We start from the raw sequence: 12,763 nt of genomic DNA, 5'->3' as shown, positions 1-12,763 counted from the left end.
CCGCTCCCACTCCGCCACATGGAGTGGGAGTACCGCTCAAAAGTCGACCGAGCCGCTCAGCAAGTAGGTTCGACGGTTGAGGAATGGCACAAAGGTTTCGTCGAATTGCGGTCCGTACAAAGTGCGGTCCAGCAGGTTCTTCACTCCCAGGGTGACGCTCCAGCGAGGGGTGCGATAGAAGACATTGGCCGCCACACTGGCTTGTCCCGGGATGTGAATGTAAGCACTGTAGTCAGACAGCTCGCCCCAGGTACTGCTGCGCGCCAGCACACCGCCGGCCACGCCGAAACCACGCAAGCTGCCGTGCTGGAACGTGTAGCTGCTCCATAGATTGAAGCGCCGCCTCGACGCCCCTAACGGCAGCGAGCCATCATCATTGTGGATCAGCGCATTGGTAAGCGCCGCGCTGACATCCCAGCCCGGGGCGATCTCGCCGTTAAATTCGACCTCGACACCCTTGTTCGATTGCCCCGGCCCGCTGATGAAGTAATACGGCGGCTGCAATGAAAAAAGATCCGCGCTGTTGTTCAGCATGATGCGGTAAGCCGCGACGGTCAGGCGTGCCTTGTTCTGGAACAGGTCTAACTTGGTGCCCAGTTCGATCTGTCGCGACAAGGCCGGCGGCAACGGACGGTTGTCCTTGCCCAGCCCTGTATCGGGCTGAAAGCCGTTGGACGTATTGGCGTAAATCGACATATTGGGCGTGAGCTTGTAGACCACGCCATAGTTGGGTACCCACTGCACTCGACGCTGGTTCCAGGGTGTGCCATCGGGGTATTCGGTTTGCAGTTCGTATCCCGTACGCCGCCATGCCACCAGTACCTGCCAATGTGAGCCGAGGGCAACCTGGTCCTGCAGGAACAATCCCGTTTCCGTAGTCCATGCTTCGCCCGAAAAATAGCCGTTGGCGTAATCGTTCGCGGAAAGCGCCGATGCAGCCGGCGGCAGTGGCCCTCCGGTGAAGATGTTGTACGGCATGCCTTCGCCATTGTTGCTGAAGGCGTAGTAGCCGTTGCCAAGCTGGATTCGCGAATAATCAAAGCCAAGCACGATCGCGTGCTGCATCCAGCTATTGCCAAACGATGCCGTGACATCATTTTGCAGGACGTAGTACGCATCGGAGGTCCGGTAATCCTGCGCGGTCGCCGTTGCATCGCCGTCAGGCCGCATGCCATCCATCAGCCAATATTGCGAATCGATGGACTCGCGCACGTACTGTGCACGGCTGCGGAACGACAGGATCGGGTTGAAGCGATGTTCCAGCATGTAGTACAGCCGACGAGTCTCGACCGCCGTGTTATCACCCGGATTATCCAGCCGCACGCCCGGCGGCGCGGCGGACGACAGCGTGCCATCCAGCAGGATGGTGTGATCCGGAATCGGCGTGTGATTCATCATCCAGGACACGCCCGCGACCAGGGTTGTTTTGGCGGTAGACCAACCAATCGAAGGCGCCACATAGCGATCGCGCTTTCCGTGCACGCCTTGCAGCGTGCTGCCGGAGAAATCACCGTTCATCACCAGGCGATAGCTGAGCGATTTGCTGTTGTTCAACGCACCGGCAAGATCCACGCCCAACTGCTTTTCACCATGCTCGCCGATCGAAAAGGTGAGCTGATGGATCGCCTCGGGCTGCGGTTTCTTCAACACCACATCGATCAAGCCGCCGAAATTGTTGTACGCCGAGGTATCGCCGAGGATGGCTTCCGGCCCCTTCAACACCTCCACCCGCTCCACGCCGATCATCGGCGGGAAATCGCCGACACCCATGATGTTGTTCGGCATGCCATCGGTCATGCCGTTGCCGGTGGTGAAGCCACGTACGTCGAAAATCGGCAGACCGCTTGAACCATCGACATACTGCGCACCCGCTACGTTCTGGATGGCTTCGGCGATGGTCTGGACCTGTTGCGATTGCAGCAAGCCCTGCGTGACGATGCCCACCGACTGCGGAACGTCGAGTGGATCGGACACGGTACGCGTCGGACCACTGCTTACGTCCGCCATGAAACCTTCGTCTTTGCCCACCAGGCCGATGGCCTGAATCGGCAGCAGCGTGACGGCCTGCGTGCTCGACGCAGCACGGAGTGTGGAGGGCTTTGCTGTACCGGGCTTGATGACAACGGTACGCGCATCAACGAAGGTATACGTCATACCGGTGCCTTCGAGCAGTTTGCTCAAAGCGGCTTCGACACCGAAGGTACCTGTTGCATCGTGCGAACGCAGCGCGTCGACCGTCTGCCCGGCCGTCAGCACCTGCACATTCGCCTGCTTGCCGAACGCGATCAACGCGCTGGAAAGCGGCTGGGCAGGAATGGTGAAACGCATGCCGACCGGTTGCTCCGCTGCATAGACCGATGCCACGCAGGCATTGCTCACAGCAAACATCCATGTCAGGCAGCCGTAAGCTGGCAGCCAGGCAAACCGGCTCATGTCATACAGATTAACCCTACGCAGAGGTCATGAGTCTGACATGTGGCGCGGCGCTTTTCACGCCTCGGATATGGCATTTTTTCCAGTCCTAATCTTCTTCTGCATACTCCGTAAGGAAGAAGCAAGCAGCCTAGCGACGCGGCGCGCGTTCAACGTCGGAAAGGATCACCTGATTACCCTCATTACTCACCCGCAGAGGGAATACTTGTGGCAGGGCATCCAGCCAACTATCGATGGCATCGGTGCGGATGCTGCCGGTGTAACTGAGTTTGCCAAGATCGCCGTCCGCGATATGCAGCGGACGCGTGCTATAGCGGTTCAGATTGGCGATCACCACGCTGAGTGGTTCGTCGATGAACTCCAGCCGGTCATCGCGCCATGCCGTGGCCTGCTCCGGCGTGATGCTGCCAACCGTCATGCTCGACGTGCCCGGGTCATACGACACCAACTGTCCGGCAGTCACTTCCAGCGCACCGGACTTGGTTTCGCCCGGTTTCTGGTTGACATCGGTAATCTCGACCCGCCCTTGCGTCACTGCAATAGTGACGCGTTCGCCCGTGCGGCGCACATCGAATGCCGTCCCGATGTCCCGCACCGAGATATCGCCCGCCCTCACCACGAATGGACGGCTATGGTCGTGCACGACCTGGAAGAAGGCTTCACCATTCTTCAAGTCGACGCGACGCTGTCCTTGGCTGAATTGCGTGGTCATGGTCGACGCCGCACCCAGCGCAACCTGCGTTCCATCCGACAAGGTGATGTTGCGGTTTTGCGCGATGGCGCTGTTGTAAACCCGGGTGTGGACGCCACCTTCCCTATTCGACCATGCAAGGTACATCGCACCCGACAGCATCACGATGGCCACCGATGCTGCCGCTGCCAGCGGCAACCACGGACGGCGCGGCGCGGGTGGCTGGGCAAAGGCCTTGATCAGGCTCTGGCGCGACAGCGTGTCCAGCGAATCCAGCCGTGAAGCCAGCTCGTTGACGCGCTCGAAGGTTTCCAGGTGGCGGATATCTTCCTGGGTCCATGCCAGCCATTGATCCATGGTGTCCGCCGAGGCATCCGGAGCGCGCAGGCGCACCCACCAGTCGGCAGCGATATGCAACATGTCGTCTTGCCTGTTCTTCGCCATCACGGCATCTCCTTCTCGTCCACCCGCGCGCGGCAATGTGCCAGCGCGTTGGCGACGTGATAGCGCACCATGCGCTCACTGAGGTTCATGGTCTGCGCGACGGTTCCGAAGTCTCGTCCTTCAATCACATGCATGACAAAAGCCTGGCTGGCCTTGGCGGGCAACTCGCGCAACGCGCGCCGGATACCCGCCACCTGCTCCACCGCCATTGCGTGATGCACCGGCGTGGACTCGCCCACCGGTTCGTCGCTGGCCTGCACCGCGGCGAAATCACTGCGTACCTTGCGCTTGCGCAAGCGGTCGATCGCCAGATTGCCGGCGATCTTGAACAGATAGCTGCGCAGGGATTCGATCTCTTCACGGTTATCCATCGTAAGGACGCGCAGGTACGCCTCCTGCGCGACTTCCTGCGCGTCGGAAAGCGAACTCAACCGACACTGCAGAAAGGCAACCAGGGCGCGATTATGCTCACGGAAGAGCTTCTCGATCTCGTCCACGTGCACGGACAGCGTTACCGTATTCATAGCCATAGGGGCCGTTGCGCCTAGCTTACCCAAGACGTTTCAGCACGGTGGTTTTGCAATGACGGGACGACCGCCACCAGGCACTCCTGCACCAGAAACGCTGGCAATGCCGGTATAGGCTGTTCCAAGGCCTGGGTCAGCAACTGCTCGGCCTGCCGTCGGAACGCCTCGCGCCGGCGGAATGCCGAGCGGTGGTGGCTGGGCACCTGCGCTTCCGACTTGTGCATCTGGGTGGAAGGCAAGACATACCACCCACCCTCGGCCGGCTGGCCATGCTGTTCCGTCCAGAACGCATCGTAGTCGGCGTACAGGGGACGGCCGCTGCGGCGTAACGGATACGCATCATTGCTGATCGCCAGCAGCTTGCTGATGCCGTAATGCTGCGCGAACGCATAGACCAGCGACAACATCAGCTGCTTGGGCCGCATGCCGTACATATTGCGGGTCAGCTCGCGAACCCGTGCCCTGGCGTGTTCGCCGCGCGGGCCTTGCAGGCATCCGATCATGATCGCGGGTTGTTCATCCGACACGGTAAAGACGATGCTGTAGAGCGGATTTTCATTCGCGTCGCAAAGCTGCAGGCACAGCTCACCCTCGCAACCCTTCAAAATCGGCGGCCGCATGCAAAGGGTCAACACCGAGCCGTCCTTGCCAATCAGGCTTCCCAAACTGGCGCGCCCCAGGCCATAGACCAGATCAAACAGGCCGCTCGGCAAATGCGTCAACGCAAAGCGATAGTGCCGATGCACCTGCTCCACGCGTTGATGCCGACGCCAAGTCGCATTGACGTAACGATGCATGTGACGCTCCAGCAAGCGCGGGTCGCGTTGCCGGTAAACGCGCATCTGCGGATGAGCGGCAATAAACGATAGAAAACGCGCCTGCCGCAACGGCATGCAGGCACTACGCACGATGTACTTCAGTGCCGTCACGCCACGCTTGTACCAGGGGCCGCTCCAATCCCCGCGGTCGCGCAAGGACAGCAGCATGTTCGCCAGCCCACTGTCGCGCCAGGCATCGGCGACACCGGCGCACCGCATCGCGGCAGCCATGCATTTTTCGACCAAGGACCGCTGCGCACGACGCGGGCGGCGTGAGTCCGGCGCATACACGCCCGATGGAAGAAAAGCTTCGATGCCGATACCCAGGACACCGGCAGGGGGATGGTTTGGCTTGTTCAAGGCATTCGCCCCAGGAGACGTTCATTCAACATGTCTCCTAAAGACGTATCAGCGCCTCGATTTTGAAATCCTCTCCCCCACAGGGACTACCTTCGGATCGCCCGAATAGAAGACGAACTACTTTCGGAAATGGGAAACGGCGTCCCCATCGCCTGGAACAGCGCCGCCGTATCCGTCATGCGAGCCGCCCTGGCCTGGATCTGCGCCAGCCGGGCATTTTGCAGATGCTGCTCGCTAAGCACCGTTTCCGGATAGGAAACCGCTCCCAGTCGATAGCGCGCATCCGTGTCGTTGAACGACTGCTCGGCAACCGCTGCTTCGCTGCTCGCCGCCTGTAGCGCCAACGCATCCTGGTCCAAGGCGGTCAGCGTATCGGCCACATTCTGGAACGCGTTGAGCACCGCCTGCTGATAATGCGCCAGTGCAGCGTTGTAATCGGCAATGGCCGCCTTGCGCTGCGCCATCAAGGCGCCACCGTGGAAGATCGGTTGGGTCAACCCGACTCCCGCGCTCCAGATCGAACCAGCGGCGGTAAACACGTTCGATGGATTGAAGGCCGCGGTACCGATCGACGCCGACAACGAGATATGCGGAAACAGATTGGCGGTCGCAACACCGACTTGCGCAGAAGCTGCATGTACCGCAGCTTCCGCCGCGAGCACATCCGGACGTTGCTGCAATAGCTCGGAAGGCACGCTCACCGGCACATCCGTCGGCAATTGCAGATCCGCCAGACGAAGATTCGACGGCGCCTGATCCGGCGTACGCCCCATCAACACCGCCAACGCATGTCGCGCGCGCAACGCCTGGGCACGCAGGCCGGGAATCGAGGTATCGATGCTCGCCGCCTGCTGCTGCACCGACAGAAAATCATCGTGCGACGCCGCGCCGAGTTGGTAGGCGTGTTCGGTGAGATCCGCCTGCCGATGCGCCAACACAGACAGGCGCTCGCTGGTATCCAGCTGCTCGGCCAAGGACGCGGCATTGATCGCCGCTATTACGATATTCGCCGCCAGCGCGCGTTTCGCCGCATCAAACTCATAAGACTGCTGATCCACTTGTGCCGCGGTCTGCTCGATGCCATGACGGGTTGCTCCGAACAGGTCGAAGTTGTAGCTCAACGCAAACTGGCCGGCATAGACGTCGTAGAGATTGGTCGGCGGTCCCAGACCCGGAAACCCTATTGCGCGCTGGCGGCTGACCTGGCTCTGCGCATCCAAGGTCGGCAACATGTTCGCGCCCACTTGCGCCCGCAACAGCTGATGCGCAGCCTGCAGTGTGTGTTGGGTTGCGGTAAGCGAAGGGTTGTTGCGCAGCCCTTCACCCACCCACGCATTCAAGGTGTCGTTGTTGTACATGCGCCACCACGCCGGCACCGCGCGCGCACCGAGGCTGAAATGCTGGGCTACGCCATCCGCCTTGGCGCTGTCGGCAGGCGTGGGCTCCACGGCGTAATGCAGGGGCGAAGGCGGCGCGGGTGGTTTGGCCGGCGGCGCGAAGGCGCAGCCAGTCAAGGCCAGCGCCGCGGCCAACAGGGTTATGCGTGTCGACGACATGATGATTCCAGGCTTCATACGACTACCTCCGGTTCGGGCGTCGGCTCGTCGGCACGCACGCGGAACCACGCCGCGTACAGCGCCGGCAGGTAGAACAAGGTGAGCACGGTCGCGACCGTTATGCCGCCCATCAAGGCGGTCGCCATTGGGCCGAAGAAGTTGCTGCGCAGCAAGGGAATCAAGGCCAGCACGGCCGCGGCGGCCGTCAAGGTGATCGGGCGGAAGCGGCGCACGGTTGCACCGATGATCGCCTCCCAGCGCGGATGGCCCGCGCGGATATCCTGTTCGATCTGATCCACCAGTATCACCGAGTTGCGCATGATGATGCCGAACATGGCAATCGTGCCGAGCATCGCGACGAAACCGAATGGCTCATGGAACAGCAGCAGCGCAGCGATCACGCCGATCAGGCCCAACGGCGCGGTCAGCACGACCATGAAGGTGCGGCCGATGCTTTGCAGCTGGATCATCAGCAAGGTCAGCACCGCGATGACCATCAAGGGCATCTGCGCATTGATCGAACTCTGCGCTTTCTCGTTCTGCTCCACCGAACCGCCCACCTCGATGCGGTAACCCACCGGCAGATGACTGCGGATATCGGCAAGCTTGGCATCGATCGCGTTGGTGACATCCAGGCCTTGCGCGCCTTGACGCGTATCCGATTGCACCGTGATGGACGGCTGGCGGTCGCGTTCCCAGATCACGCCATATTCCAGCCCGTAAGTGACATGACCGAGCTGCGCCAGCGGAATCGCCGTGCCATTAGGCGAAGGAATCGCCAGTCGCTCGATCTGGTCCGGATGGACGCGGTCGCCAGTCGTGCTGCGCAGGTCAACGGCGATCAGTTTGTCGCGCTCGCGATACTGCGTCACCGTGGTGCCAGACAAGGTCATGGCCAGGAAGTTGGCGATGTCCTGCGAACTGATGCCGAGCTGGCGCGCCTTGATCTGGTCGACTTCAAAACGGACTGAACGCTCGGCCGGCTCATCCCAGTCGAACTGGACATTGGTCGTGTCGGGATTGGCGCGCATCACCGCGGCCACCTGTTCGGCGATGCCGCGCACCGTGGCGATGTCGTCGCCATCGACGCGGAACTGCACCGGGAACCCGACCGGCGGACCGTTTTCCAGGCGACTGACCCGGCTTCGCACCGCAGTAAAATCGCGCTTCAGCTCGCCATCCAGATACGTCGCCAGCTGCTCGCGCTGTTTCACGTCCTTGGCAGTAATCACAAACTGCGCGAAGTTCGGCTGGGCCAGCTGCTGGTCCAGCGGCAGATAGAAGCGCGGCGCGCCGCTGCCTACAAAACTGACGTAGCTGGCGATTTCCTTGCGCCCCTGGATGGCCGCTTCGAAGCGTTTGGTTTCCCGCAACGTCGCCGCAAACGACGCGCCTTCCGGCAAACGCAGGTCGACCAGCAATTCCGGACGATCGGAGCTCGGGAAAAATTGCTTGGGCACCAGCCCGAAGCCCGCCAGCGCAATCACAAACAACACCACGGTAGACGCCAGCACCAGCCAGCGATTGCGCAGGCAGAAGTCCAGCCAGCCCCGAAAGCGGCGATAGAACGCCGTGTCGTAAATCTCGATGTCGTCGCCGTTATGCACCACCGGTGCGGCTTTCGCCGCACGCGCCTCGCGCCAGCCTTGCGGCAGGAAACGCGACCACCACTCTTGTCCCGGCTTTGCCTGCTCGTGATGTTCCGGCAGCATGTGATAGCCCAGCAACGGGATCACGATCACCGCCGCCAGCCAGGATACCAGCAAGGCAATCGCCGACACTTCGAAGATCGAACGCGTGTATTCGCCGGTGCCCGACTTGGCGAGCGCGATCGGTAGAAACCCGGATACCGTCACCAGCGTACCGGTCAGCATCGGGAAGGCCGTGCTGGTGTACGCAAAGGCCGCCGCACGCACCCGGCCCCACCCCTGCTCCAGCTTCACCGACATCATTTCGACCGCGATGATCGCATCGTCCACCAGCAAGCCGAGCGCCAGCACCAGTGTTCCCAGTGACACTTTGTGCAAGCCGATGCCGAAGATATCCATGCACAACGCAGTGGCCGCCAGCACGAACGGTATCGAAATCACCACCACCATGCCGGTGCGAAAACCCAGGCTGAGCAGGCTCACCAGCAGCACGATGGCCACCGCTTCGGCCACCGACTCGAGGAAGTCATCCACCGAACGCGATACGGCACGCGGCATGCTGGTCACTTCCGACAGTTTCAGCCCGGCTGGCAGGCGTTTTTGCAGCGTGCTGGTCTCCTGATCCAGCGCCTTGCCGAGCTGGATCACATCGCCGCCAGGCTGCATGGTGATGCCGATGCCCAGCACCTGCTGGCCCATGAAGCGCATCACCTGGCTGGGCGGATCGTCGTATCCGCGACGAAGGCTGGCGAGATCGCCGAGGCGAATGCTCTTGCCGTTGATGTGCAACAGCGTATCGGCCAACGCATTCATGTCGTCGTACTGACCACTCGGCCGCACGAAGATCCGGTCATCCGGCGTGGTCAGCACCCCGGTCGATGTCACGGCGTTCTGCTCGTTGATCGCCTGTCCGATCTGCTGCGGACTGATGCCGAGCTTGGCCAGCTGCACATTCGGTATGTCGATGTAGATGTGCTGATTCTGGTCGCCGAAATAATCGACCTTGGCGACGCCCGGCACATGCAGCAGTTCGGCGCGCAACTGATCGGCGTAATCGTGCAACTGTGCCGGTGTATAGCCGTCGCCTTCCAGCGCATAGATGTTGGTGTAGACGTCGCCGAACTCGTCATTGAAGAACGGCCCCTGCACGCCCTGCGGCAGTTGCGCAGCGATGTCGCCGACTTTCTTGCGCACCTGATACCAGGTTTCCGGCACGATGGAAGCAGGCGCCGAATCCTTGATATTGAAGAAGATCAACGATTCGCCCGGACGCGAGTAGCTGCGCAAAAAATCGATCGCCGGCGTTTCCTGCAATTTGCGCGAGATGCGGTCGGTGACTTCCTCCTGCACCTCTTTGGCGCTGGCGCCGGGCCAGAACGTCTGGATCACCATCACCTTGAAGGTGAACGGCGGATCTTCCGATTGCGACAGGTTCTTGTACGACAGCAGGCCGAACAGCGCGATCATCCCCATCAGGAAAAACACCAGGGACTGATGGCGCAGCGTCCACGCTGAGAGATTGAACCGCTCCTGGCTGCTCATTGCGGTGCATCCTCGGCGTGCGGCGGCGCGATCGGCGCAACCTTTTCGCCCGCAGACACCGTATGCACGCCCTGCATCAGCACCCGTTCGCCGGGTTTGAGGCCATCGGTGACCAGCACATCGCGCTCGCCGTAGCGGGCAACGGTGACATTGCGCAGCTCCAGGGTGGAATCGGCGGGACGCACCACCCACACCGCAGGATGTTCGCCCTGATGGAACAAGGCCGTGGCCGGAATGCTCACGGCGGCCTTGGACGGCTGGGTTCCTTGCAGGACGGCATCCGCCGTCATGCCCAATTGCAGCCTGCTGCTCGGCTGATCGATGGTCAGCTTGACCAGATAAGTACGCGATTGCGGATCGGCGGCCGGTGCGATCTCGCGCACATGCCCGCTCAGCACCTGCCCCGGCAAGGCGGGCAAGCTGATCGTGGCCGGCTGGCCGGTGACGACGCCGTCGATCCGGCTTTCCGGCACGTCCAGATACACCTCGCGCTCGCCCGACCAGGCGAAGCCGAACACCTCCTGCCCGGCCGCCAGCACCTGCCCCACATCGGCCTGCCGGCTGGTGATCGCACCATCGTGATCCGCCACCAGAGTGGTGTAGCGCGACTGGTTCTGGGCCAGCTGAAACTGCTGCTGCGCCTGGTCGCGTGCGGCCAGGGCAGAGGCGTAGTTGTCCTCGGTCTGTTCCAGCTGGAGTTGGCTGATCAGGTTCTGTTTGGACTGGGCTTCGTCACGGTCGCGCTGCTGGGTGGCGAACAGCAGACGATGCTGGGCCGCCTCCAGTGCCGCCTTGGCCGCTGCCAGCTGATTGCTGGCGTCGGTGGGGTCGAGTTGCGCCAGGGCCTGCCCTTGCTTCACCCGGTCGCCCGGATTGACGTAACGCGCACTGAGCTGCCCGCCCACGCGGAACGACAACGGCATTTCGTAGCGCGCGTGCGCTTCGCCGGGAAAGCGGCCAGCCGTGACGGCGGCGGCGGCCTGCACCGGCAGCGCGATCACCGGGGTTGCCGCGTCAGCCTCCGGCGCGTGGCGCCCGCAACCGGCCAGTAAAACCAGCGCAGCAGCCAGAGCGCATGGCAGCCAGACATGCCTGCGCGTCAGCCCGCGAGGCGTAGGGGATGGTTGGTTATTCACAAACCGCTCCTGGGGAAAGGGGATATGGGTGACGCGGGGGACCTGCCCCGCTAATACAGTCACGAACTCTAATACAGTGTTGTATTTGAATTCAATGTCGAATCAAAATACATAGGCCATCCGTCGTGGTACGATGGCGCATGCCACGCAAACGATTGACCCGGGAAGAAAGCCGCGAACAGACCCGCCTGCGCCTGCTCGACGCGGCAGCGGTCAGCATTGCCAAGAAAGGCCTGGCGGCCACCAGCGTTGAAGACATCGCCGCCCAGGCCGGCTACACCCGGGGCGCGTTCTATTCGAACTTCAAGAGCAAGACGGACCTGTTCATCGAGTTGCTCAAGCGCGATCACCAGAGCATCCAGGAAGATCTGCAAAGGCTGCTCGACGCCGACATGTCCAGCGAGGATCTGCAAAAGCAGCTCACCCTGTTCTATGCCCAGGCCTACCGGGACCACACCAGCTACGTGATCTGGGCCGAGGCACGCCTGCACTCGGTGCGGGATGCCAAATTCCGCCAGCGCCTGAATGCGCTGTGCCTGGAAAAACGCGATGTGATTGCCTACTTCATCCTGCAGTTCTGCAAGCGCATGAAAATGCCGCTGCCGGGACCGGCACCCGATCTCGCACTGGCCAGCATGGCCCTGATCGACGGCATCCTGTACTTCAACACGAGCATGCCGAACGAGCTGCCGGATGCGGCAGCCGAAGCACTGCTGGGAACGATTTTCAGCCGGACATTTTTTGGCGCGCAGGCCTGAGCCTGGCAACTCGCCAGACTGGCGATGTCGCGCTGAAATCCCGCATCACCATCAAACCTGCTTCGAAGAGCGACGAAGCTTGTATTCGTCATAGCCGACGTAAATGCCGCCGCCCAGCGTCATCAAGGCCAGCAGGTACCAGGTAATCAGGTAGCTGAGATGGTTGTTGGGGAAGTTGATCACCGTGGTACCGCCTTCCGGCCATGTATGTCCGGTACTTCCGGCGGCGGCCGGCGCAGCATCCACGTCGATGAAATAAGGCGCGACGCGGGTCAACCCACGTGCGGCAGCAATCGCCGGCACATCGCGCGTATACCAGCTGTTGCGCGCCGGATCGTTGCGGCGCAGGAACGATGACGGCTCGGACATGCGCAGCAAACCGGTGATCGTGGTCTGCCCGGATGGACCCGGCGTGCAGTGACCATCACGTCCGCACCAGTCTTCCGGCGCAAAGCCGCGATTGATCAGCACGATGGAACCATCCGCCATCCGCAACGGCGTCATCACAAAATAACCGCTGCCTTCGTCGGAAGCCGCCCAGATCAAGGTCTGGCGATCATGCAGAAACTCGCCGGTGACGCGCACATGCCGATACTCGTCATCCTGCGCATTCACTTTTGCCCATTGATCGGGCGCAGGCGGCGCAACCGGCGGCGCGTGCACGCGCTGGTCCACTCGCGTAATCAAATCGCGCTTCCAGGCCAGGCGCCGTACCTGCCAGTTGCCCAGTTCGATGAAGCCGACGAACAGGCACAGGCCCAAAAGTGCGAACAGGATCAATGCAACCGGGCCACGTGGACCGCGCGCGACGTCTGGAGGGGGGAAATTGGCGGAGGACATACGTCAATG

General features: G+C 61.8%; 9 protein-coding genes. 1 reads left to right on the top strand and 8 read right to left on the bottom strand.

Translation table 11 applies throughout. The annotated features are described in order from the left end of the window. Positions 1–36 precede the first annotated feature (36 nt). From ISP19_RS04325 to ISP19_RS04295, 7 genes are all read right to left on the bottom strand, one after another. A complete protein-coding gene (locus ISP19_RS04325; RefSeq protein WP_204680120.1) occupies positions 37–2,433 on the bottom strand; it encodes a TonB-dependent siderophore receptor in 2,397 nt (798 codons plus the stop codon). Between the two features lie 130 nt (positions 2,434–2,563). Further along, a complete protein-coding gene (locus ISP19_RS04320; protein ID WP_204680119.1) occupies positions 2,564–3,568 on the bottom strand; it encodes a FecR family protein in 1,005 nt (334 codons plus the stop codon). Continuing rightward, on the bottom strand, positions 3,568–4,098 hold the full coding sequence (locus tag ISP19_RS04315; RefSeq protein ID WP_204680118.1) for an RNA polymerase sigma factor: 531 nt from the start codon (positions 4,096–4,098) through the stop codon (positions 3,568–3,570). The genes ISP19_RS04320 and ISP19_RS04315 overlap by 1 nt, the downstream gene beginning before the upstream one ends. Positions 4,099–4,112: 14 nt before the next feature. Beyond that, on the bottom strand, positions 4,113–5,273 hold the full coding sequence (locus tag ISP19_RS04310) for a VirK/YbjX family protein (protein WP_204680117.1): 1,161 nt from the start codon (positions 5,271–5,273) through the stop codon (positions 4,113–4,115). A gap of 86 nt (positions 5,274–5,359) precedes the next feature. After that, complete coding sequence (locus ISP19_RS04305; RefSeq protein ID WP_204680116.1) at positions 5,360–6,829, bottom strand: efflux transporter outer membrane subunit; 1,470 nt, start codon at positions 6,827–6,829, stop codon at positions 5,360–5,362. 14 nt (positions 6,830–6,843) lie between these two features. Beyond that, positions 6,844–10,020: an efflux RND transporter permease subunit gene (locus ISP19_RS04300; RefSeq protein ID WP_204680115.1), complete on the bottom strand. Its 3,177-nt coding sequence runs from the start codon at positions 10,018–10,020 to the stop codon at positions 6,844–6,846. Next, positions 10,017–11,156, bottom strand: coding sequence for an efflux RND transporter periplasmic adaptor subunit (locus tag ISP19_RS04295; protein WP_284384665.1), 1,140 nt, complete (start codon positions 11,154–11,156; stop codon positions 10,017–10,019). Before ISP19_RS04295 ends, ISP19_RS04300 begins: the two co-directional genes overlap by 4 nt. Positions 11,157–11,296: 140 nt before the next feature. On the opposite strand from ISP19_RS04295, the gene ISP19_RS04290 reads away from it, so the two are divergent. Further along, a complete protein-coding gene (locus tag ISP19_RS04290; protein WP_204680114.1) occupies positions 11,297–11,914 on the top strand; it encodes a TetR/AcrR family transcriptional regulator in 618 nt (205 codons plus the stop codon). Between the two features lie 51 nt (positions 11,915–11,965). Here the strand turns inward: ISP19_RS04290 and ISP19_RS04285 are convergent, their stop codons facing one another. Then, positions 11,966–12,754, bottom strand: a complete 789-nt coding sequence (locus ISP19_RS04285) for an SURF1 family protein (RefSeq protein ID WP_204680113.1) — start codon at positions 12,752–12,754, stop codon at positions 11,966–11,968. Between the last annotated feature and the right edge of the window lie 9 nt (positions 12,755–12,763).

This window comes from Dyella flava (assembly GCF_016904955.1).
In the GTDB taxonomy this organism is placed as follows: domain Bacteria; phylum Pseudomonadota; class Gammaproteobacteria; order Xanthomonadales; family Rhodanobacteraceae; genus Dyella_B; species Dyella_B flava.
This window is presented reverse-complemented; position numbering and strand designations above follow the sequence as displayed.